We start from the raw sequence: 21,415 nt of genomic DNA on the forward strand, positions 1-21,415 counted from the left end.
CTCGATTCTGGCCGGCTTTCCGGCGCGTTTGCATACCTGACTGTTAGCACCTCAAGCCACGAGGCTACCCCATGATCCGCGAAGAATTCCTGCGTTTGGCCGCTGCCGGCTATAACCGTATCCCGTTGGCCTGCGAAACCCTGGCCGACTTCGACACGCCGCTGTCGATCTACCTGAAACTGGCCGACGAGCCAAACTCCTACCTGCTGGAATCGGTGCAGGGCGGGGAGAAGTGGGGCCGTTATTCGATCATTGGCCTGCCGTGCCGCACCGTGCTGCGGGTTCATGATCATCACGTCAGCGTGACCCACGACGGCGTCGAGATCGAAAGCCATGAAGCCGAAGATCCGCTGGCCTTCGTTGAAGCATTCAAAGCCCGCTACAACGTGCCAACCATTCCCGGCCTGCCGCGCTTCAATGGCGGTCTGGTGGGTTACTTCGGTTACGACTGCGTACGCTATGTGGAGAAACGTCTGGGCAAATGCCCGAACCCGGATCCGCTGGGCGTGCCGGACATTCTGCTGATGGTCTCCGACGCGGTGGTGGTGTTCGACAACCTCGCCGGGAAGATGCACGCCATCGTGCTGGCCGATCCGTCGCAGGACGATGCATTCGAGCAAGGCCAGGCGCGACTGGAAGAGCTGCTGGAAAAACTCCGTCAGCCGATCACCCCACGCCGCGGCCTGGATTTCAGCAAGCAACAGTCGGCTGACCCGGTATTCCGTTCGAGTTTCACCCAGGACGATTACGAAAAAGCCGTCGACACCATCAAGGAATACATCCTGGCCGGTGACTGCATGCAGGTCGTGCCGTCCCAGCGCATGTCGATCGACTTCAAGGCTGCGCCGATCGATCTGTACCGGGCGCTGCGTTGCTTCAACCCGACGCCTTATATGTATTTCTTCAACTTCGGCGACTTCCACGTCGTCGGCAGTTCGCCGGAAGTGCTGGTGCGGGTCGAAGACAACCTGATCACCGTGCGCCCGATTGCCGGCACTCGCCCACGCGGGGCTAACGAAGAGGCCGATCTGGCGCTGGAAAAAGACCTGCTGTCGGACGACAAGGAAATCGCCGAGCACTTGATGCTGATCGACCTGGGCCGTAACGACACCGGTCGGGTGTCGGAAATCGGTTCGGTGAAACTCACCGAGAAGATGGTCATCGAGCGTTATTCCAACGTGATGCACATCGTCTCCAACGTCACTGGCCAATTGAAAGCCGGGCTGACGGCGATGGACGCGCTGCGGGCGATTCTGCCGGCGGGCACATTGTCGGGCGCGCCGAAGATTCGGGCGATGGAAATCATCGACGAACTGGAGCCGGTCAAGCGTGGCGTCTACGGCGGGGCGGTGGGCTACTTCGCCTGGAACGGCAACATGGACACCGCCATTGCGATCCGCACGGCCGTGATCAAGGATGGCGAGCTGCACGTGCAGGCCGGCGGCGGCATCGTCGCCGATTCGGTGCCGGCGCTGGAATGGGAAGAAACCCTGAACAAGCGCCGCGCGATGTTCCGCGCCGTAGCCCTGGCCGAACAAACCCCGGACGCTTGAGTTCACGCAACATCTGTGGGAGTGAGCCGTTGTGGCGAGGGAGCTTGCTCCCGTTGGCCTGCGAAGCAGGCCCAATCGACGACTGCTTCGCAGCCGAGCGCGAGCAAGATCGCTCGCCACAATAAGTGTTCAGCATAAAAAAACGCGGCGCCTGTGGAGGGCGCCGCGTTTTTTTTGCCTGATGTTTAGAAGTCCAGCGCAACGCCTACGTTAATGCCTTGCTGGGTAAAGTCATCATCCTTGCGAATGTCATAACTCGCCCGCAAAGCCAGGTCCTTGGTGAGGTTGTGGCTCACGCCCAGGTTCAGGCGGTTCAGGTTGGTCTGTGGGGTATAGCCGGCCAGGGTGTAGCGGTTGCTCGGCAGGCTGTTGAGGTTCATGGTCACATCCTGGGTATCGTCGTTGTACTCACGCTCGTGAGCCAGTTCGCCGAAGACTTGGGTTTGCGAGGTGATCTGGTACTTACCCTGGAGGCCAAGGCCGAGACGCCGGGAAATGCGCGATTGGTCGTCGAATGTCAGCGCAGTGGAGTCGGCGCCATTCTCCGAGTAACCGTCGACTTCAACTTTGGCGAAATCAGCGCTCACGAATGGCGACAAGTGCCACGGGCTGCTCGCCATCGGCGCGATGTCGTACCCCACGCGACCGCTGAAAGCCACCAGATAGCCGTCGGTATCGCCTTTCTCCCCGCGTTCATTGACCCCCAGCTGGAATTTACGTTTGAGGCTGTCGTAATCCAGATGCCCGGCCGTCACGGCCGCGTCACCCCACCAGCGATTCTGCTGGTACTGGGCGAACGCCGTGCCCATGTAGGTATTGAGCTTGTAGTCCGAATCGTTGTCGCCGGCTTCGAGCTTCTGGTTGTAGAAGCCCGCCGCCAAACCTACACGCCACGCGTCATTCAGCCGGTAGCTGCCACCGATGTTGAGGTTGGCGCCATTGCCGTCAGCACTGGCACCACTGCGCTGGCTGTCGAAATCCTGGTGCTGGCCGCCGCCGGCGACAATCGCTCGCCATTGGCCCACGCCTTGCCAGTTTTCCCAATCGGCCAGCCATTGGTTGCGCAACTCATCCTGATGAGAGCGCAGCGTACCCTGGGCCATTTGTGGCAACAGGGTGGCTTCCCACGGCGCGGCCAGCAGCGAGTAAGCGTAATCGGCAATCAGACGCTGCCCGGCTTCGGTCGGGTGCACCGAGTCGTTGTAGATCAGCTTGGTCGGGTCCGGCGTCGCACTGTTGATGCCGTAACGGGCGTTTTCGGTACAGCTGCTGCCGCTGAAACAGGTGGCGCTCAGGTTCTGGTCGGTGGCCAGGCCGAACTGCGCCGGGTTGGAAAACGTCTCTTTGAGCAGCACCGGAATGTTGAGGGGGATGACGTTGGCATTGACGTTTTGCAGTTGGCTCACCAGTTCGGTGTTGAACTGAGAACTGAGCTGGGATGTGAACGCTTGCAACGGGGTGCCGTTGAAGGCCGGGGTAAAGCCGATGTCCGGCAGCAACCAGACCATGATGTAGCGAGCACCGGCCTGTTGCAGGGTTTGCACGCTGCTGACCAGACGATCGGCGGCAGCGCTGGCCTGGGGCAGGCTGGTCACGCGCCCCTGAAGGAAGTCATTACCACCGCCCGAAATGTAATACAGCGCATTCGGGTCGGCGCGGAAATTGTTCGACGGCAGGTAGCCTGCCCGGGTGCGATCACCCGTGGCGGAGGTGCTGGTGATCGAGTCGAGAATCTGGTCGGTACGATAACCGCCGACGGCCCAGTTGTTGCCATCGGGCTGGCCATTGCTGGCACGTACCGCCGAGGACGATGAAGCGGTCTGATCCGCCGAGAACCCCAGTTTCCCCCCCAGGATCTGCGTGGAGTTGAGCGAGCGGACTTCACCGTTGCCATCCAGGTAAACCGGCCCCGTGCGGTTGGTATAGCGCTGGGTCGAGCCGGCAGGCCCGCCCGTGTCGGCAAAGGTCCCGGCATCGTTGAGACTGTCGCCGAAGACGACGAAATTGGAGTAAGGGTTAGGCGCGGCGATCGCCTGGGCGCAGGCCGCGGCGAGCAAGCATCCTGCGAGCGGTACAAACAACGTCTGTTTGATCATGAGCAAGTCCGTTTATTTATTGTTGTAGTGAACGAAACGACAGTACCAAAAACTTCCGGCCTTTTGCCATCGGTCGCGAACCCTTCGATTGTTTCGCAGCCAGTCGCCACGGCCATATTGCACGCTCTGCCCAGCTAAGTTACTGTGCCGAGACGTATGAATGAGACCTTCCCCGTGTTGATCATCAGCAAACTTCTGGATCAAGTCATCAAGGCACACGCCCGCTGGCGTTGGCGCGCCTGAATTCTTTTGCCGGCCCCGCCGGACCTGTACCGCTTTGCCTTCTTCACCCGTATGACATACCGCTTTGCTGGCGCACCCGGCGACTGAAAAAGCGCAGGACGCTGCGGGTAATCATTCGAAGGCTGTATTAAAAGTCAGTGAATTCAAGAGGTTCCAAACGCCATGTTGCTGATGATCGATAACTACGACTCTTTTACTTACAACGTTGTGCAGTACCTCGGTGAGCTCGGCTCCCAGGTCAAAGTCGTGCGCAACGATGAACTCACCATTGCCGACATAGAAGCCCTCAACCCTGAGCGCATCGTCGTGTCCCCCGGTCCTTGCACACCGACCGAAGCCGGCATCTCGCTCGACGTGATCAAGCATTTCGCCGGCAAGCTGCCGATTCTCGGCGTCTGCCTCGGCCACCAGTCCATCGGCCAGGCTTTTGGCGGTGATGTAGTCCGCGCCCGCCAAGTCATGCACGGTAAGACTAGCCCGGTATTCCACGAGGACAAGGGCGTGTTCGAAGGTCTGAATCATCCGCTGACGGTGACGCGTTATCACTCGCTGATCGTCAAGCGCGAAACCCTGCCCGATTGCCTGGAGCTGACCGCCTGGACCCAGCTCGAAGACGGCTCGGTCGACGAGATCATGGGCTTGCGCCACAAGACATTGAACATCGAGGGTGTGCAGTTCCACCCCGAGTCTATCCTCACCGAGCAGGGCCACGAGCTGTTCGCAAACTTCCTCAAACAAACCGGCGGCACGCGCTAAGGACTTTTCATGAATATCAAGACAGCCCTGAGCCGTATCGTCGATCAGCTCGACCTCAGCACCGATGAAATGCGCGATGTGATGCGCGAAATCATGACCGGGCAATGCACGGATGCGCAGATCGGCGCGTTCATGATGGCCATGCGCATGAAGAGCGAAAGCATCGATGAGATCGTCGGCGCGGTCTCTGTCATGCGCGAGTTGGCGGACAAGGTCGAACTCAAGACCCTCGACGGCGTCGTCGATGTGGTCGGCACCGGCGGTGATGGTGCGAACATTTTCAACGTCTCGACAGCTTCCTCCTTCGTAGTCGCTGCAGCCGGTTGCACCGTAGCCAAGCACGGTAACCGTGCGGTGTCGGGCAAAAGCGGCAGCGCCGATCTGCTGGAGGCGGCCGGGATCTACCTGAACCTGACCCCGGTGCAGGTGGCTCGCTGCATCGATAACGTCGGCATCGGTTTCATGTTTGCCCAGACCCATCACAGTGCCATGAAGCACGCCGCCGGCCCGCGCAAGGATCTCGGCCTGCGTACCTTGTTCAACATGCTTGGCCCGCTTACGAATCCGGCCGGCGTGAAACATCAGGTGGTGGGCGTGTTCAGTCAGGCGTTGTGCCGGCCACTGGCCGAAGTCTTGCAACGTCTGGGCAGCAAGCACGTGCTGGTGGTGCACTCGAAGGATGGCCTGGACGAATTCAGCCTGGCGGCGCCAACCTATGTGGCAGAACTGAAGAATGACCAGATCACCGAATATTGGGTCGAGCCAGAAGACTTGGGCATGAAGAGCCAGAGCCTGCACGGCCTGGCAGTGGAAAGTCCGGCGGCGTCCCTTGAGCTGATTCGCGATGCTTTGGGCAAGCGCAAGACCGAGAGCGGTCAGAAAGCCGCCGAGATGATTGTGCTCAATGCCGGTGCGGCGCTTTACGCCGCCGACCTGGCGACCAGTTTGAAAGAAGGCGTTGCCCTGGCGCACGATGCGCTGCACACAGGCCTCGCACGGGAAAAACTTGAGGAGTTGGGTGCATTTACCGCGGTATTCAAAGTGGAGAATGAGGGATGAGTGTACCGACGGTTCTGGAAAACATTCTGGCCCGCAAAGTCCAGGAAGTCGCCGAGCGTAGCGCCCGTGTGAGTCTGGCGGAGCTGGAAAGTCTGGCCAAGGCGGCCGATGCACCCCGTGGTTTTGCCCAGGCATTGATTGCTCAGGCCAAGTCGAAACAACCGGCCGTCATTGCCGAAATCAAGAAAGCGTCGCCAAGCAAAGGCGTGATCCGCGAGCACTTCGTTCCCGCCGACATCGCCAAAAGCTACGAGAAGGGCGGCGCGACGTGCTTGTCGGTGCTGACCGATATCGATTACTTCCAGGGTGCCGATGCGTATCTGCAGCAGGCGCGGGCAGCGTGCAACCTGCCGGTGATCCGCAAGGATTTCATGATCGACCCGTACCAGATCGTCGAAGCCCGTGCCTTGGGCGCTGACTGCGTGTTGTTGATCGTCTCCGCACTGGACGACGTGAAAATGGCCGAGCTGGCGGCCGTGGCCAAAAGCGTCGGCCTTGATGTGCTGGTAGAAGTCCATGATGGCAACGAGCTGGAGCGGGCCTTGAAAACCCTCGACACGCCACTGGTCGGCGTGAACAACCGCAACCTGCACACCTTTGACGTCAGCCTGGAAACCACCCTTGACCTGTTGCCACGTATTCCGCGTGATCGCCTGGTGATTACCGAAAGCGGCATTCTCAACCGGGCCGATGTGGAACTGATGGAAATCAGCGACGTGTACGCGTTCCTGGTGGGCGAGGCATTCATGCGCGCTGAAAGCCCGGGCACTGAACTGCAGCGCCTGTTCTTTCCTGAGCGCGGCGGTCCGGTCAGCGGTTCGACCCTCGACTGATCAGGCTCAGGCCGAGTCGACCCCATCGCGAGCAAGCTCGCTCCCACATTGGATCTGCGGTGTCAGAAAACTCCTTGTGGGGGCGAGCTTGCTCGCGATGGCGGCATAAGTAGCACCACAGACTTCATGTCCAACGGAATACCTTATGACCTCAATCGTCTCTTTGACTGTCGAAGCCGGCTTACAGGCCGAACAGGATCTGCTGGCGTCTGTCTGTGCCGGTGATGTTGAGTTTGGTCTGCTGTTCTGGCAACCCAGCGACCGCGCACTGGTCATGCCCCGACGCCTGAATCGTCTACCCGGCTTCGAAACGGCCTGCGAAGTCTCAGCCGCCGCCGGTTGGCCGGTGCTGTTGCGTGAAACCGGCGGCGAGCCAGTGCCGCAATCGGCTTCCACCATCAATATCGCCCTTGTCTACGCACCCCCGCGTAGCGAAGGCGATCAAAATCGAATCGAAAGCGCTTACCGCCGACTCTGCGACCCGATCTGTCAGTTACTGGATGAGCTGGGCGGCGTTTCGTCCTTGGGCGAAGTCGACGGCGCATTCTGCGATGGCCGTTTCAACGTTAACCTCGACGGCCGCAAGATGGTCGGCACTGCCCAGCGCTGGCGCCAGAGCAAGGGCGGCACGCGTCCGGTCGGGTTGGTACACGGTGCGTTGTTGCTGGATAACGAACGCGAGTCGATGGTCGCCGCAGTCAATCGCTTCAATGAAACCTGTGGCCTGGAGCAGCGGGTTCGCGCCGAAAGCCACATTGCCCTGCATGAGAAATTTGCCGCACCCGATGCGCTCGGGCGGCTTGATGCGCTTTATCGCCAGTTGCTGGCAGACATGTTCAAGGCTTAGCGCGTACCAAAGACCACCATGGTCTTGCCTTTGACGTCCACCAGGTTGCGTTCTTCCAGATCCTTGAGCACGCGACCGACCATCTCCCGTGAACAACCGACAATCCGGCCGATTTCCTGGCGGGTCACTTTGATCTGCATGCCGTCCGGGTGGGTCATGGCATCCGGCTGTTTGCACAGTTCCAGCAGACAGCGGGCGACACGACCGGTTACGTCGAAGAAGGCCAGGTCGCCGACCTTGCGCGTGGTATTGCGCAGACGCTGTGCGATTTGTCCGCTGAGCACGTAAAGAATGTCTGGATCTTGCTGGGACAGCTCGCGGAATTTTGCATAGCTGATTTCCGCGACTTCACACTCGATCTTCGCGCGTACCCAAGCGCTGCGTTCCTGCTCAAGCCCAGCTTGTTCAAACAGACCCAACTCACCGAAAAAGTCCCCGGAGTTCAGGTAGGCGATGATCATTTCGCGGCCGTCGTCATCCTCGATCAGGATCGTGACCGAACCCTTGATGATGAAGAACAGCGTTTCCGAGCGATCACCGGCACAAATGATGTTGCTCTTGGCCGCATAACGACGGCGCTGGCAATGCATCAACAGCTTGTCGAGGTTCTTGATTTTGGGGGTTGGGGCAATAGCAACCATGGTTGTATCCCGAAAAGACTTCACGGTGTGTTTGGTTTTTTTATGAGTCGCAGACGACGGCTGCGCAAAGGCTGGCCATGCGCCAGCGAATTGGCGCCAGCTTAACAGACACTTCCTGCAATATTCGAGAATTTACCTACGGTTCAGAAGGTTATGCCCTACAAATGCAAGGCACTGTCAGTCCGGGGCCCTGTGCTAAGCTGGCGACCCTTTTTTATGCAGTGGAGTCTGGCGATGAAGGCACGCATCCAATGGGCTGGCGAAGCCATGTTCCTCGGTGAATCCGGCAGTGGACACGTCGTGGTCATGGACGGTCCGCCCGATGCAGGTGGTCGCAACCTGGGTGTCCGGCCGATGGAAATGCTTCTGCTGGGTGTCGGCGGTTGCAGCAATTTCGATGTGGTCAGCATCCTCAAGAAGTCCCGTCAGGCCGTCGAAAGCTGTGAAGCCTTTCTCGAAGCCGAGCGTGCGACCGAGGATCCGAAAGTCTTTACCAAGATCCACATGCACTTCGTGGTCAAGGGCCGGGGGCTGAAAGAAGCCCAGGTCAAACGCGCCATCGAGCTGTCGGCGGAGAAGTATTGCTCGGCTTCGATCATGCTGGGCGCGGCTGGCGTGGCCATTACCCACGACTACGAAATCATCGAACTCGGTTGAATCGACATTCAACTATCATAAAAGCAGTGCAGACTCTGGCGATCCCAAGCTGACGTCTGCATAATGCGCCACTTTTTTCAGGGTAACGGCCTCGTCATCGACAGGCTGCGAACCCGAACAGACAACCAAAATCGCCATCGCGAAGAGGTGTTAACCGTCCTACGCAGCTGCGTTGTTCGCATCTGACGGGCATGCTTGATCACGCGGCCCGGGCCGCAATACATAGAGAGTTTTTAACGGTGAAAAGCAAACTCAAGCTCCACGGGTTCAATAACCTGACAAAGACCTTGAGCTTCAACATCTATGACATCTGCTACGCGGAAACCCCGCAAGACCAACAGGCTTACGTCGAGTACATCAATAAAGAGTACAACGCGAAACGCCTGACGCAGATCCTCACGGAAGTTGTCGATATCATTGGTGCCAACATCCTGAACATTGCCAGTCAGGACTATGAACCCCAGGGCGCCAGCGTCACGATTCTGATCTCTGAAGAGCCGGTAACCCCGACCGACAGCCAGATCGAAGAATCGCCGGGCCCGTTGCCCGAGATTATCCTGGCCCATCTCGACAAGAGCCACATCACGGTGCACACCTACCCGGAAATCCACCCGGACGACGGCATTGCGACATTCCGTGTGGACATTGACGTGTCGACCTGTGGCGTGATTTCACCGCTTAAAGCGCTCAACTTCCTGATTCACCAGTTCGATTCGGACATCGTGACCGTGGATTATCGCGTGCGCGGCTTCACCCGTGACGTGGAAGGCAAAAAGCACTTCATCGACCACGAGATCAACTCGATCCAGAACTACCTGTCCGAAGACACCCGCGGCGCGTACCAGATGACCGACGTGAACGTGTACCAGGAAAACCTGTTCCACACCAAAATGCTGCTGAAGAACTTCGAACTGGATAACTACCTGTTCGGCGATGCCACCAGCAACCTGTCTTCCGAGCAGCGTGCTCAGGTGACTGACCGTGTGAAACACGAAATGCTGGAAATCTTCTACGCGCGCAACATGCCGAACTAAGATTTCAAGCACAAAAAAGGCGACTTCCTCACGGCAGTCGCCTTTTTCATGTCTGGAATACAGAACCTTGTGGGAGCGAGCCTGCTCGCGAAGAGGCCCTGTCAGGCAACGTATCGATCAGATCCGGTAGGTACTCTTGGTCATTACCTTGGCCAACAGACTCATCCCGAACTTCACCGGCGCCGGAAAACGAAAACCTCCGGCATCCAGCGCACTCTCGGCATGATGTTCTTCATCAATCCGCATTTGCTCGAGAATGGCCCGGGACTTTTCATCTTCCGCCGGCAATTGCTCGAGGTGCTCGTTCAAGTGTTTGCACACCTGATGCTCGGTGGCGGCGACAAAACCCAGGCTGACCTTGTCGCTGATCAATCCGGCCACTGCGCCAATCCCGAACGACATGCCGTAGAACAGCGGGTTGAGAATGCTGGTGTGGCTGCCCAGTTGCTGGATGCGTTGCTCGCACCAGACCAGGTGATCGATTTCTTCTTCGGCAGCATGTTCCATGGCGGCCCGCACGTGCGGCAGCTTGGCAGTCAGGGCCTGACCCTGATACAGCGCCTGGGCGCAGACTTCACCGGTATGGTTGATGCGCATCAAGCCAGCAACGTGGCGGGTGTCTTCGTCACTCATTTGCGCATCCGGCTGCACGATGGCTGGCGACGGACGGTATGGCTGGCCACTGAAAGGCAGCAACGTTCGCATCGCGGCATCGGCTTGCAGCAGAAGACGGTCAATCGGCGAGTAGTGACGCTGGGTAGTCATGCTGACCTCCGGGAGGAATCTCGGCGGCCAGTTTAACCCAATCGGCCGGGGAAGGTTTGCGCTGGGTCATACGGGAGTGGCTGGCCACTCCCTCGAAGCTTTTTGCAATCAGCCCGGCGGCCAGTGCATCTGGCGCTGACCCAGCACATGCATATGAATGTGGTAGACAGTCTGCCCGCCCAGTTCATTGCAGTTCATGACCACACGGAAACCTTCTTCGCAGCCCAGTTCCAGGGCCAGGCGCTGGGCGGTGAACAGAATATGTCCGGCCAAAGCCTTGTCTTCCTCGGTGAGGTCGTTGAGGGTGCGCACCGCTTTTTTCGGAATGACCAGAAAATGCACCGGTGCCTGTGGGGCGATGTCGTGGAAGGCCAGTACCTGGTCGTCCTCGTAAATGATCTTCGCCGGGATTTCCCGGTTGATGATCTTGGTGAACAGAGTATCCACAGCTGTTTTCTCCGTTGTTTGGGCTGGCTTGAGTGTACTCATGGGTTATCCCCGAGCCCAGCCTTTTACCTTGAGGCCGGGTCAGCGCGGGCAGTAGGCCTTGTTGACCATGCCAGCGATTGTCCGATTGAGCCAGCGAGAGCCCAGCCGTGGCAGGAGGGCGCGCCAGCGATTGCCTCGACCGGGAATGATGATCGCTCGATTTTTCTCCAGGGCGCGCACCGTATACAGCGCAACCTCTTCGGGACTCATGAGCATGTTGCTGTCGGCCAGTTTGCCGGTGTCCAGTTGAGCGGTACGGAAGAACCCGGTACGGGTCGGGCCGGGGCACAGCACCGAGACCTTGACCGCACATTTCTTCAGTTCGACGCGCAACCCTTCGGAAAAATGCAGCACATAGGCTTTGCTGGCGTAGTACGTACTCATCCACGGGCCGGGTTGGAATGCCGCCATTGAAGCGACGTTCAGAATTTGTCCGCCCCCCTGCAAGGCCATGCTGTTCCCGATGGCATGGCACAAGCGAGTGAGGGCCAGGATGTTCACTTCGATCAGGTCTTGCTCGGTCATCCAGTCCTGGGCCAGAAAGGGTCCGCAGGTGCCGATGCCGGCGCAGTTGACCAGCAAATCGATTTGCCGGTCACCTTCTTCCAGTTCCAGCAAGAACCCGGACAGCCGTAGCGGTTCGCCGAGGTCACAGGCGCGGAACAGCACTTCCACGCCAAAGCGTTGGGTCAGTTCAATGGCAATACTTTCCAGCTGATCACGTTGTCGGGCCACCAGAATCAGGCTGCGGCCTCGGCGGGCCAGCGCTTCGGCCATCGCCAGGCCGATCCCACTGGAAGCGCCAGTGATCAGAGCGTAACGGGTCATGCAGTTCTCCATCGCAGCAGCTCCGCGCCGGCGACGCGGGTGTCACGGGCGGGGAGCGCTGTTCATTCTTTCGCAGAGTCTACAGGGACCGGGGCTTATTCGGCTTCATCGTCTGCAGAATCGGGTGCCTGCTCAGCCTCTGCGGCCGGCTCGACTTCCACTTCTTCAGTGATCACCGAGCTGCTGTCATAGCTGGTTTCGGCAGCAGTTTCATACTCTTCCTGGATCGCCGTAAGGCCTCCGGCCAGCGCGCCAACCAATACGATGGCGATCAACACCACCCACAACGAAGACAACACTTTGACAGCCGTGGTGTTGGGTGGAGGCGGCGCGCCATAGCGATTGGCGATGTTGGTGCCCGGGGCGATCATGATCACGAACGGGAAGAAGCTGCCTACGAAGGGTACGAGGTTCAGCAACCAGAGCCAGCCGGACCAGCCGATGTCGTGCAGGCGCTGGACACTGATCTGAATGCTCACGACCGCCATGGCAATGAACAGCATGAACGCAACCAGGCCACCGAGTATCAGGCCTGCGGTCGAATCGGCGCTGATGATGGCGAAGGCGAAAATGGCCAATACCGAACCGACGGCCAGGGTGACCAGCGTCAGGACCATCGTCCAGGCGAGATAGCGCAAACGACCGATGCGGCCTTCAACGCTGAATGGCTTGAGTGGAGCATACGCGGGCAGGCTTTCGCCGACAGTGGCTCGGGGTGGTGCGTAAGGGGATGCGGGGTCGGCAAATGCCGGTTGGCTGGCGACAGGCCTGTGTTCGTGGGCTTCGTCCAGGTTCAGCTCAATGGACGATTCGCTTTCGATGCGAGCATCGATGCCGGTTTTCGTCAGCGCCTGAAGGTAGGTTTGCGCGTCGGCGTGCGACAGGTCTTTCTTGAGCGTAACCGTCTTGCCAGTGAATAGCCGTTCGACGGCCGCGACTTGGCTGTTGTAGAGTTTAGCCAAGTTCTCTCTGGCGCTGGCGGCGTCAACACCTGGCAGCAGAGCGCCGTCGAACACGATCTTGAAACGGTTGTCGCTCATTGCGAGGCATCCTTGTCGCGAGAATTTGTAATAGGGTGTGTTTCAAGCGTGGATTGTAAGGCCAGCCGGGGCGGGCTGGCCAAACTTTCATCTCATCGTGGCCAGCGTTTGGGCAGCTCGGCCGCCAGTTCCAGAGCCTTGCGGTATTCCGCGTCAAGTCGAGCGACCAATTGATCGACGCTCGGCAAATCATCGATTTCCCCGACACCCTGGCCCGCAGACCACACGGTTTTCCAGGCTTTGGCTTCATCGCTGATCGGCTTGAGTTTGGAGCCGAAGTCGACTTCGCCCTTGCCTTGCAGTGCCGCCATGTCGAAACCGGCAGCCTCCAGGCTTTGACGCATGAAACTCGCCGGTACGCCTGACACTGCCGGCGTATGGACGATGTCTGCGGCTCTGGACGTCAGCAGCATCTCTTTGTAGGCGTCAGGCGCATGACTTTCGGTGGTGCCGATAAATCGCGTACCGAAATAGGCCAGATCAGCGCCGAGCAATTGCGCAGCAAGGATCTCGTGGCCGTGGTTAAGGCAGCCTGCCAGCAATAGGGTCTTGTCGAAAAACTGGCGAATCTCGGCAATCAGCGAGAACGGGCTCCAGGTTCCAGCGTGTCCACCGGCACCCGCTGCCACGGCGATCAAGCCGTCCACACCGGCCTCGGCGGCTTTCTCGGCATGGCGCCGCGTTGTCACGTCATGGAACACCAGTCCGCCATAGCTGTGAACGGCATCGACTACTTCTTTCACTGCACCGAGACTGGTAATCACGATCGGTACTTTATGCTCGATGCAGATCGCAAGGTCAGCTTGCAGCCGTGGGTTAGTGTTGTGAACGATCAGGTTGACCGCGTAAGGCGCCGGGTTCTCCAGTGTCGCCAACCCTGCTTCGATCTCTTCCAGCCAGGCCTTGAAGCCGCTGCTCTCGCGCTGGTTCAGCGCAGGAAAGCTGCCGACGACGCCGTTACGGCAGCAGGCGAGCACCAATTGCGGATTGGAAATCAGAAACATCGGCGCTGCCACTACCGGCAGGCGCAAGCGTTGTTCGAGCAAAGCGGGCAGCGACATTGGAAGTACCCCGGTGAGTTGTGCTTATTAGAACGGCCGAACGACGACCAGAATTACGATAGCCAGCAATATCAGAACCGGCACTTCATTGAACCAGCGATAAAAGACATGGCTGCGGATGTTTTCGCCACGGGCAAAACGCTTCACCTGTGCGCCGCACATGTGGTGGTAGCCGATCAGGATCACCACCAGGGTCAGCTTGGCGTGAATCCACGCGCCTTGACTGAAGAGGCTCGGGTTAAGCCAGATCAGTGCAATGCCGAATATCAGGGTAGCGATCATCGCCGGGCCCATGATGCCGCGGTACAGCTTGCGCTCCATGAGGCTGAAGCGTTCCTTGCTGACGGTGTCTTCGCTTTGGGCGTGATAAACGAACAGACGGGGCAGGTAAAACAGGCCGGCAAACCAGCAGACCATGCTGACGATATGAAGCGCTTTGAGCCATAGATAAAGCATTTTTAGTTATTCCCAGGTTCACGGTAGCCCGAATAGTAGAGAAAGTGTCCCGTCTCGGACATAACTGTTCAATTTTGACGGCGTCTTTTGCGGCCAGACTGCGTTGCCGCTCCTCGCCATAGCGAGCTATGACTCGTCGCGGGGCCTTGCCAGGCCACAAAAGCCACTCGCCAAAAGTTGGGCGATATGCCCGAGAAGGGACACATGAGCCGCCACACGTCACCTAAGCGGTTGTCGCAGGGCCGCGCGGCCCCTATTATCGACGGCTTTCCAGTGGGTTCGTTGAGGGCAGGTTTATGGTCAAGGTCGGTATCGTCGGCGGCACGGGTTACACCGGTGTCGAACTGCTGCGTCTGTTGGCACAGCATCCGCAAGCTGAAGTGGTTGTGATCACTTCCCGATCCGAGGCCGGTCTGGCCGTGGCCGACATGTACCCGAACCTGCGAGGCCACTACGACGGCCTGGCTTTTAGTGTTCCGGACATCAAGACGCTGGGCGCTTGCGATGTGGTGTTCTTCGCCACGCCTCATGGTGTTGCCCATGCACTGGCCGGTGAGTTGCTCGCTGCGGGGACCAAGGTCATCGACCTGTCGGCTGACTTCCGTCTGCAAGACGCTGCCGAGTGGGCCAAGTGGTACGGCCAGCCTCACGGCGCGCCGGAGTTGCTGGAGGAGGCGGTCTACGGTTTGCCGGAAGTCAATCGCGAGCAAATCAAGGATGCGCGCCTGATCGCGGTGCCGGGTTGCTATCCAACGGCGACGCAATTGGGTTTCCTGCCATTGCTGGAAGCCGGCCTGGCCGATACCACGCGTTTGATTGCTGACTGCAAGTCCGGTGTCAGCGGTGCCGGTCGTGGCGCTTCGGTCGGTTCGCTGTATGCCGAGACGTCGGAAAGCATGAAAGCCTACTCCGTCAAAGGTCACCGTCACTTGCCGGAAATCCGCCAGGGTCTGCGTCGTGCAGCGGGCAAGGACGTCGGTCTGACCTTCGTTCCGCACCTGACACCAATGATTCGCGGCATTCATTCGACGCTGTATGCGACCGTCGTGGATCGCTCGGTGGATCTGCAGGCGTTGTTTGAAAAGCGCTACGCCAACGAGCCGTTCGTCGACGTGATGCCGGCGGGCAGCCACCCGGAAACCCGCAGTGTTCGCGGTGCCAACGTTTGTCGTATCGCCGTGCATCGTCCGCAGGACGGCGATCTGGTGGTGGTGCTGTCGGTAATCGATAACCTGGTCAAGGGTGCGTCGGGTCAAGCGGTGCAGAACCTGAACATTCTGTTCGGGCTGGATGAGCGCCTGGGCCTGTCCCACGCCGGCATGCTGCCGTAAGGCTTTATCCCGCTCAGCAAAAAGGCCCGTCTGACGGGCCTTTTTGCATTTCGAACCGGCAATCGGGTTTATTGCTATACCGTAACAATAGTTGACCGATTTTCTAGGAGAAGCGGATAATGCGCGTCATCACGCATTATGGCGGCGTAACGCCGGGAGATAGTCAGCATGAGCGTCGAATCCTTCACCCCCACCGCTTTGCAATTCACCCACGGTGCCGCGCACAAGGTGAAGAGCCTGGTCGATGAAGAGGGGAATGATCGCTTGAAGCTGCGCGTATTCGTTACGGGCGGCGGTTGTTCAGGTTTTCAGTACGGCTTCACCTTCGATGAAGAAGTGGCCGATGACGACACCATCGTCGAGCGCGAAGGTGTGAGTCTGGTCGTAGACCCGATGAGCTTCCAGTACCTGGCCGGTGCCGAGGTGGATTATCAGGAAGGTCTGGAAGGTTCGCGTTTTGTGATCAAGAATCCGAACGCGAGCACCACGTGTGGTTGCGGCTCTTCGTTCTCGATCTGATCGCGCTTCACCGCAGTATCAAGCGCCGCATGGCTTCAGGGCTTTGCGGCGTTTTGCTGTGCGGCGTTTATGCCGGGTAGATGGCGCCGAGTACGCGCAGGCCGCGGGCGCCGGTGACGCTCGGGCGGTTGGCGGCGATGCCTTCCAGGCAGCAATGAGCCAGCCAAGCGAAGGCCATGGCTTCGACCCAGTCCGGGTCCACACCGTAAGCGGCAGTGCTGGTGACTCTCGCGTTCGGCAGCAGGGCGGCCAGACGGCTCATCAGCGTGGCGTTGTGCGCGCCACCACCGCAGACCAGCAGTTCCTGCGTGTCCGATTGGGCGTGCTGCAATGACTCGACGATGGTCAGTGCGGTCAGTTCGAGCAGGGTTGCTTGCACATCTTCCGCGGCGAAGGGCGGGAGCTTCGAGAGATGCTGTGTCAGCCATGGCAGGTTGAACACTTCGCGGCCGGTGCTTTTCGGGCCTTTGGTTACGAAGAATGGATCACTCAGCAATTCATTCAGCAGAACCGGTTCAACCTTGCCACTGGCAGCCCATTGGCCGTCACGATCAAAATTGTCGCCGCGTTGCTGATGAATCCAGGCATCCAGCAGGACGTTGCCCGGGCCGCAGTCGAAACCGGCGACAGGTTTGCGGGGCTCGATCAGGCTGAGGTTGCTGAATCCGCCGACATTCAATACCGCACGATTGCCGGCACGTTCATCAAACAACGCTTCGTGAAAGGCCGGCACCAAAGGCGCGCCTTGCCCGCCAGCGGCCACGTCACGGCTGCGGAAGTCGCTGACCACAGTGATGCCGGTCAACTCGGTCAGCAGGGCCGGGTTGCCGATCTGTACCGTGAAGCCGCGCGCCGGTTCGTGGCGAATGGTCTGGCCGTGGCTGCCAATCGCACGAATGTCTTCGGGTTTCAGGTTGTGTTGGCGGAGGAGAGTGTTAATACCCTGAGCCGCCAGTTTCACCCAGTTCTGCTGGGCGATGGCGGAGCGGGCAATCTCGTCCGCGCCGCTGGCGCACAAGCCAAGCAGCTCGGCGCGCAGGGAGTCAGGCATGGGGGTGTAGTGCGTGGCGATCAGGTTGATCGCCGGGGTCAGCTCGATTAGCGCAATGTCCAGGCCATCGAGGCTGGTTCCGGACATCACACCGATATAGAGCGTCATGATTTAGCGCTTCGAAGCCAGCATGGTGGCTTTCTCTTGGTCCATGCGCGCCATCAGCGGCTGACTCTGCGAAAGGAAGCGTGCGCGTTCCCCTTTGGAAATAGGGTCGGCCATCGCAACTTTCTGGCCCAGTGGGTCGACGTGCACGCCATTGACCTGGAACTCATAGTGCAAGTGTGGGCCGGTGGAGAGCCCGGTTGTGCCGATATAACCGATTACCTGGCCTTGCTTGACGCTGCCGCCAGTCTTGATGCCTTTGGCAAAGCCTTGCATATGGCCGTACAGCGTACGGTAGGTGTTGCCGTGCTGGATAATCACGGTATTGCCGTAACCGCCACGGCGACCGGCCAACAACACTTTGCCGTCACCGGCCGCTTTGATCGGCGTGCCGCGTGGAGCGGCGTAATCGACACCTTTGTGAGCGCGGATCTTGTTCAGGATCGGGTGTTTGCGACCCATGGAGAATTTCGAGCTGATGCGGGCGAAGTCCACTGGCGTGCGGATAAACGCCTTGCGCATGCTGTTGCCGTCGGCGGTGTAGTAGCTGCTGTTGCCTTGCTTGTTGGTGTAACGCACGGCGGTGTAGGTCTTGCCGCGGTTGGTGAAGCGTGCGGACAGGATCGGGCCGTTGCCGACAGCCTTGCCGTTGACGACTTTCTGCTCGTAGATCACATCGAACTCGTCACCCTGGCGGATATCCTGGGCGAAGTCGACGTCATAGCCAAACACGCTGGCCATGTCCATGGTGAGGCTGTGGGACAGCCCGGCACGCGCAGCAGACTGCGATAGCGAGCTGTTGATCACGCCATGAACGTAGGCGGAGCGCACGGTTGGCTTGGCGGTAATGCGGTTGAACGTATAACCCTTGTCATTCTTGGTCAGGGTAATACTTTCGACGTCGCTGAGCTTGCTGTGCAGGTTGCTCAGCTGGCCGTCGGGGGTCAGTTCGAATTCGAGTTTCTGGCCGCGTTTGAGCTGGCTGAATTGCTTGGCCTGCTTGTCACTGGCCATGACTTCATGCACCGAAGTGGCGGGGAGGCCTACTTTCTCGAACAGCGTGGAAAGTGTGTCGCCTTTGGAAACGATCACTTCCCTGTGGTTTGGGGTCTTCTTTTCTTCGATGACCGGGGCGGGTACAGGCTCGGCCTGGGCGGTTTCCTGTGGCTCTTCAGCGCTGTTTTCGATCTGCGCGAAAGGGGAGGCTGCCGGTTCATTTGTGGCTTGAACGGCTTCAGCAGCGTCTTGATCTTGTGTCAGTTGTTCAGCAGGGCTTTCCAGCTCAAGACTCAGCGTCGTCTTTTTGGCTTCTACATCACTGGAAGGGAATACCAGAAGCGCCAGGCTCAGAAGAGCGGCGATGCCACTTGCTGCGAGCAGGTGGGTCTTCGGGTAAAGCGGTGGCGCTTTAGACGATTCTTTGGTCATAGGTAATTTTTGACTTTGAAAAAGATGAATTGGAAAAGATGAATGACATGATGAAGATGAAATAACTGTATAAAATATAACCAAATCATCTCTGAAGCAAGTCCGCGGTCACTCTGCCAGCGGATTGGCGTCATTGCGCCGGCCAAACTTTGTATTTGACGCGTGATCTTGTATGGTTGGTCCCCTTTGAATTCGAGCCTTGCGGGTCTGTTATGAAGTCGGTTGAAGAGCAGCTAGCGCTGATTAAACGTGGTGCGGAAGAACTGTTGGTCGAGTCCGAGCTGATCGAAAAGCTCAAGCGTGGCCAGCCGCTGCGTATTAAGGCAGGCTTCGATCCGACCGCGCCGGATTTGCACCTGGGTCATACCGTGCTTATTAATAAGCTGCGCCAGTTCCAGGAACTGGGTCACCAGGTGATCTTCCTTATAGGTGACTTCACCGGGATGATCGGTGATCCGAGCGGCAAGAGCGCAACGCGTCCTCCGCTCACCCGCGAGCAGGTTCTCGAGAATGCCGAGACCTACAAGACTCAAGTCTTCAAGATTCTTGATCCGGCCAAAACCGAGGTGGCGTTCAACTCCACCTGGATGGACCAGATGGGGCCGGCGGACTTCATTCGTCTGACTTCGCAGTACACCGTGGCTCGCATGCTTGAGCGTGATGACTTCGACAAGCGCTACACGACCAACCAGCCAATCGCTATTCACGAGTTCCTCTATCCGCTGGTTCAAGGGTATGACTCGGTCGCTTTGCGCGCGGATGTCGAGTTGGGCGGTACCGATCAGAAGTTCAATCTGCTGATGGGGCGTGAACTGCAGCGCGGTTATGGTCAGGAGGCTCAATGCATTCTGACGATGCCGCTGCTCGAAGGTCTGGATGGTGTGAAGAAGATGTCCAAGTCCTTGGGCAACTACGTCGGTATCCAAGAAGCGCCGGGTGTCATGTATGGCAAGCTGGTCTCTATTCCGGATGCGCTGATGTGGCGCTACTTCGAATTGCTCAGCTTCCGCTCCATGGATGAAATCAACGCATTCCGTGCTGATGTCGAGGCGGGCGCCAATCCTCGTGACATCAAGATCAAGCTGGCCGAAGAGATCGTTGCGCGTTTCCATGGTGAAGAGGCCGCGGCCAATGCTCACCGTGCAGCGGGCAATCGTATGAAGGATGGCGAGTTGCCGGACGATCTGCCGGAGATCGAGCTGACGGCTACTGAAGACATGCCGATTGCTGCTGTCCTTAATAAGGCAGGGCTGGTGAAGAACTCGGCGGTGGCCCGTGATCTGCTGAATTCCGGCGGTGTGCGTATAGATGGAGAGGTTGTTGATCGCGCCTTTATATACGTGCTGGGCGCGACCCATGTTTGCCAGGCCGGAAAGAAGGCATTTGCGCGTATTACGCTCAAATCTGAATAAAGCTTAAGTTAGGGGTTGACGGCAGATTCTGGAAGTCTATAATTCGCCCCACTTCCGGCGCAGTCGAAACGGAAAACTCCTTGGTAAACAAAGAGTTACGCAGTTTTCGACAGCGAGTTGCTTCAGGTTATCGAAGCCCAGAAGGAGTTGATCAGGCGGGGTTGTTTGGCTTGATTGACGGTTCGATCTTCTCGGTCGAAAGCGGAGAAAAAGAGGTGTTGACAGCAGCGAGTAACGCTGTAGAATTCGCCTCCCGCTAACGAGAGATCGGAAGCGCAAGTGGTTGAAGTTGCAGAGGAAACTTTGAAAACTTCTGAAAATAACCGCTTGACAGCAACAGAGGCTGCTGTAGAATGCGCGCCTCGGTTGAGACGAAAGATCTTAACCAACCGCTCTTTAACAACTGAATCAAGCAATTCGTGTGGGTGCTTGTGGAGTCAGACTGATAGTCAACAAGATTATCAGCATCACAAGTTACTCCGCGAGAAATCAAAGATGTAACCAACGATTGCTGAGCCAAGTTTAGGGTTTCTTAAAAACCCAAAGATGTTTGAACTGAAGAGTTTGATCATGGCTCAGATTGAACGCTGGCGGCAGGCCTAACACATGCAAGTCGAGCGGCAGCACGGGTACTTGTACCTGGTGGCGAGCGGCGGACGGGTGAGTAATGCCTAGGAATCTGCCTGGTAGTGGGGGATAACGCTCGGAAACGGACGCTAATACCGCATACGTCCTACGGGAGAAAGCAGGGGACCTTCGGGCCTTGCGCTATCAGATGAGCCTAGGTCGGATTAGCTAGTTGGTGAGGTAATGGCTCACCAAGGCGACGATCCGTAACTGGTCTGAGAGGATGATCAGTCACACTGGAACTGAGACACGGTCCAGACTCCTACGGGAGGCAGCAGTGGGGAATATTGGACAATGGGCGAAAGCCTGATCCAGCCATGCCGCGTGTGTGAAGAAGGTCTTCGGATTGTAAAGCACTTTAAGTTGGGAGGAAGGGCAGTTACCTAATACGTATCTGTTTTGACGTTACCGACAGAATAAGCACCGGCTAACTCTGTGCCAGCAGCCGCGGTAATACAGAGGGTGCAAGCGTTAATCGGAATTACTGGGCGTAAAGCGCGCGTAGGTGGTTTGTTAAGTTGGATGTGAAATCCCCGGGCTCAACCTGGGAACTGCATTCAAAACTGACAAGCTAGAGTATGGTA

General features: G+C 58.2%; 20 protein-coding genes and 1 rRNA gene (1 of these 21 only partly in view). 11 read left to right on the forward strand and 10 right to left on the reverse strand.

Features of this window, described 5'->3' with window-relative positions; genetic code table 11:
- The first annotated feature begins 71 nt into the window (after positions 1-71).
- Positions 72-1,553, forward strand: coding sequence for an anthranilate synthase component I (gene trpE, locus AB4N91_RS29835; RefSeq protein WP_010467190.1), 1,482 nt, complete (start codon positions 72-74; stop codon positions 1,551-1,553).
- A gap of 185 nt (positions 1,554-1,738) precedes the next feature.
- Here the strand turns inward: trpE and estP are convergent, their stop codons facing one another.
- On the reverse strand, positions 1,739-3,649 hold the full coding sequence (gene estP / locus AB4N91_RS29840) for an esterase EstP (RefSeq protein ID WP_282411603.1): 1,911 nt from the start codon (positions 3,647-3,649) through the stop codon (positions 1,739-1,741).
- A 405-nt stretch (positions 3,650-4,054) separates the two neighbouring features.
- On the opposite strand from estP, the gene AB4N91_RS29845 reads away from it, so the two are divergent.
- From AB4N91_RS29845 to AB4N91_RS29860, 4 genes are all read left to right on the forward strand, one after another.
- Positions 4,055-4,648 (forward strand): aminodeoxychorismate/anthranilate synthase component II, encoded by a 594-nt coding sequence (locus AB4N91_RS29845; RefSeq protein ID WP_010467196.1) that lies wholly within the window; start codon positions 4,055-4,057, stop codon positions 4,646-4,648.
- A 9-nt stretch (positions 4,649-4,657) separates the two neighbouring features.
- Positions 4,658-5,707, forward strand: coding sequence for an anthranilate phosphoribosyltransferase (gene trpD, locus AB4N91_RS29850; RefSeq protein ID WP_010467198.1), 1,050 nt, complete (start codon positions 4,658-4,660; stop codon positions 5,705-5,707).
- The gene (trpC, locus tag AB4N91_RS29855; protein WP_010467200.1) at positions 5,704-6,540 is read left to right on the forward strand and encodes an indole-3-glycerol phosphate synthase TrpC; all 837 of its coding nucleotides are present in this window, start codon (positions 5,704-5,706) and stop codon (positions 6,538-6,540) included. The genes trpD and trpC overlap by 4 nt, the downstream gene beginning before the upstream one ends.
- 145 nt (positions 6,541-6,685) lie before the next feature.
- Positions 6,686-7,387, forward strand: coding sequence for a lipoate--protein ligase family protein (locus AB4N91_RS29860; RefSeq protein WP_154501904.1), 702 nt, complete (start codon positions 6,686-6,688; stop codon positions 7,385-7,387).
- On the opposite strand, the gene crp is transcribed toward AB4N91_RS29860, so the two are convergent.
- Complete coding sequence (gene crp, locus AB4N91_RS29865; RefSeq protein ID WP_008027103.1) at positions 7,384-8,028, reverse strand: cAMP-activated global transcriptional regulator CRP; 645 nt, start codon at positions 8,026-8,028, stop codon at positions 7,384-7,386. The two genes, AB4N91_RS29860 and crp, sit on opposite strands and share 4 nt — an antisense overlap.
- A 234-nt stretch (positions 8,029-8,262) precedes the next feature.
- Between crp and AB4N91_RS29870 the strand changes: the two genes are divergently transcribed.
- Together AB4N91_RS29870 and speD are read left to right on the forward strand one after the other, a co-directional pair.
- On the forward strand, positions 8,263-8,685 hold the full coding sequence (locus tag AB4N91_RS29870; RefSeq protein ID WP_007941657.1) for an OsmC family protein: 423 nt from the start codon (positions 8,263-8,265) through the stop codon (positions 8,683-8,685).
- Positions 8,686-8,924: 239 nt separating this feature from the next.
- Positions 8,925-9,719, forward strand: coding sequence for an adenosylmethionine decarboxylase (gene speD / locus AB4N91_RS29875; protein ID WP_010467209.1), 795 nt, complete (start codon positions 8,925-8,927; stop codon positions 9,717-9,719).
- Between the two features lie 117 nt (positions 9,720-9,836).
- Here the strand turns inward: speD and coq7 are convergent, their stop codons facing one another.
- The 6 genes from coq7 to hemJ form a co-directional block, all read right to left on the reverse strand.
- Positions 9,837-10,484, reverse strand: coding sequence for a 2-polyprenyl-3-methyl-6-methoxy-1,4-benzoquinone monooxygenase (coq7, locus tag AB4N91_RS29880; RefSeq protein ID WP_010467212.1), 648 nt, complete (start codon positions 10,482-10,484; stop codon positions 9,837-9,839).
- Positions 10,485-10,592: 108 nt separating this feature from the next.
- A complete protein-coding gene (locus AB4N91_RS29885; RefSeq protein ID WP_010467214.1) occupies positions 10,593-10,931 on the reverse strand; it encodes a histidine triad nucleotide-binding protein in 339 nt (112 codons plus the stop codon).
- An 81-nt stretch (positions 10,932-11,012) separates the two neighbouring features.
- Positions 11,013-11,801 (reverse strand): SDR family NAD(P)-dependent oxidoreductase, encoded by a 789-nt coding sequence (locus AB4N91_RS29890; RefSeq protein ID WP_010467216.1) that lies wholly within the window; start codon positions 11,799-11,801, stop codon positions 11,013-11,015.
- Between the two features lie 95 nt (positions 11,802-11,896).
- A complete protein-coding gene (locus tag AB4N91_RS29895) occupies positions 11,897-12,841 on the reverse strand; it encodes a DUF805 domain-containing protein (RefSeq protein ID WP_077747324.1) in 945 nt (314 codons plus the stop codon).
- 92 nt (positions 12,842-12,933) lie between these two features.
- Complete coding sequence (locus AB4N91_RS29900) at positions 12,934-13,902, reverse strand: NAD(P)H-dependent flavin oxidoreductase (protein WP_010467219.1); 969 nt, start codon at positions 13,900-13,902, stop codon at positions 12,934-12,936.
- A gap of 27 nt (positions 13,903-13,929) precedes the next feature.
- Positions 13,930-14,358 carry a protoporphyrinogen oxidase HemJ gene (gene hemJ / locus AB4N91_RS29905; protein WP_154912884.1) on the reverse strand — a complete coding sequence of 143 codons (429 nt, stop codon included), beginning with the start codon at positions 14,356-14,358 and terminating at the stop codon, positions 13,930-13,932.
- A gap of 296 nt (positions 14,359-14,654) precedes the next feature.
- Between hemJ and argC the strand changes: the two genes are divergently transcribed.
- Both argC and erpA read left to right on the forward strand, forming a co-directional pair.
- On the forward strand, positions 14,655-15,689 hold the full coding sequence (argC, locus tag AB4N91_RS29910) for an N-acetyl-gamma-glutamyl-phosphate reductase (protein WP_010467224.1): 1,035 nt from the start codon (positions 14,655-14,657) through the stop codon (positions 15,687-15,689).
- A 168-nt stretch (positions 15,690-15,857) separates the two neighbouring features.
- Positions 15,858-16,208, forward strand: a complete 351-nt coding sequence (erpA, locus tag AB4N91_RS29915) for an iron-sulfur cluster insertion protein ErpA (RefSeq protein ID WP_007947969.1) — start codon at positions 15,858-15,860, stop codon at positions 16,206-16,208.
- Positions 16,209-16,275: 67 nt separating this feature from the next.
- Here the strand turns inward: erpA and AB4N91_RS29920 are convergent, their stop codons facing one another.
- Positions 16,276-17,367 (reverse strand): anhydro-N-acetylmuramic acid kinase, encoded by a 1,092-nt coding sequence (locus AB4N91_RS29920; RefSeq protein ID WP_154912883.1) that lies wholly within the window; start codon positions 17,365-17,367, stop codon positions 16,276-16,278.
- A 3-nt stretch (positions 17,368-17,370) separates the two neighbouring features.
- Positions 17,371-18,792 carry a peptidoglycan DD-metalloendopeptidase family protein gene (locus AB4N91_RS29925; protein ID WP_460112007.1) on the reverse strand — a complete coding sequence of 474 codons (1,422 nt, stop codon included), beginning with the start codon at positions 18,790-18,792 and terminating at the stop codon, positions 17,371-17,373.
- Positions 18,793-19,004: 212 nt separating this feature from the next.
- On the opposite strand from AB4N91_RS29925, the gene tyrS reads away from it, so the two are divergent.
- Positions 19,005-20,204 carry a tyrosine--tRNA ligase gene (tyrS, locus tag AB4N91_RS29930; protein WP_311096756.1) on the forward strand — a complete coding sequence of 400 codons (1,200 nt, stop codon included), beginning with the start codon at positions 19,005-19,007 and terminating at the stop codon, positions 20,202-20,204.
- 552 nt (positions 20,205-20,756) lie between these two features.
- Positions 20,757-21,415: ribosomal RNA gene (locus AB4N91_RS29935) — 16S ribosomal RNA — on the forward strand (it continues 880 nt past the right edge of the window).

The organism is Pseudomonas sp. H3_D04 (genome assembly GCF_054669175.1).

Coding starts and splice junctions, on each gene's coding strand:
- trpE (WP_010467190.1), top strand. CDS start 72: ATGATCCGCGAAGAATTCCTGCGTTTGGCCGCTGCCGGCTATAACCGT.
- estP (WP_282411603.1), bottom strand. CDS start 3,649: ATGATCAAACAGACGTTGTTTGTACCGCTCGCAGGATGCTTGCTCGCC.
- AB4N91_RS29845 (WP_010467196.1), top strand. CDS start 4,055: ATGTTGCTGATGATCGATAACTACGACTCTTTTACTTACAACGTTGTG.
- trpD (WP_010467198.1), top strand. CDS start 4,658: ATGAATATCAAGACAGCCCTGAGCCGTATCGTCGATCAGCTCGACCTC.
- trpC (WP_010467200.1), top strand. CDS start 5,704: ATGAGTGTACCGACGGTTCTGGAAAACATTCTGGCCCGCAAAGTCCAG.
- AB4N91_RS29860 (WP_154501904.1), top strand. CDS start 6,686: ATGACCTCAATCGTCTCTTTGACTGTCGAAGCCGGCTTACAGGCCGAA.
- crp (WP_008027103.1), bottom strand. CDS start 8,028: ATGGTTGCTATTGCCCCAACCCCCAAAATCAAGAACCTCGACAAGCTG.
- AB4N91_RS29870 (WP_007941657.1), top strand. CDS start 8,263: ATGAAGGCACGCATCCAATGGGCTGGCGAAGCCATGTTCCTCGGTGAA.
- coq7 (WP_010467212.1), bottom strand. CDS start 10,484: ATGACTACCCAGCGTCACTACTCGCCGATTGACCGTCTTCTGCTGCAA.
- AB4N91_RS29890 (WP_010467216.1), bottom strand. CDS start 11,801: ATGACCCGTTACGCTCTGATCACTGGCGCTTCCAGTGGGATCGGCCTG.
- AB4N91_RS29895 (WP_077747324.1), bottom strand. CDS start 12,841: ATGAGCGACAACCGTTTCAAGATCGTGTTCGACGGCGCTCTGCTGCCA.
- AB4N91_RS29900 (WP_010467219.1), bottom strand. CDS start 13,902: ATGTCGCTGCCCGCTTTGCTCGAACAACGCTTGCGCCTGCCGGTAGTG.
- hemJ (WP_154912884.1), bottom strand. CDS start 14,358: ATGCTTTATCTATGGCTCAAAGCGCTTCATATCGTCAGCATGGTCTGC.
- argC (WP_010467224.1), top strand. CDS start 14,655: ATGGTCAAGGTCGGTATCGTCGGCGGCACGGGTTACACCGGTGTCGAA.
- erpA (WP_007947969.1), top strand. CDS start 15,858: ATGAGCGTCGAATCCTTCACCCCCACCGCTTTGCAATTCACCCACGGT.
- AB4N91_RS29920 (WP_154912883.1), bottom strand. CDS start 17,367: ATGACGCTCTATATCGGTGTGATGTCCGGAACCAGCCTCGATGGCCTG.
- AB4N91_RS29925 (WP_460112007.1), bottom strand. CDS start 18,792: ATGACCAAAGAATCGTCTAAAGCGCCACCGCTTTACCCGAAGACCCAC.
- tyrS (WP_311096756.1), top strand. CDS start 19,005: ATGAAGTCGGTTGAAGAGCAGCTAGCGCTGATTAAACGTGGTGCGGAA.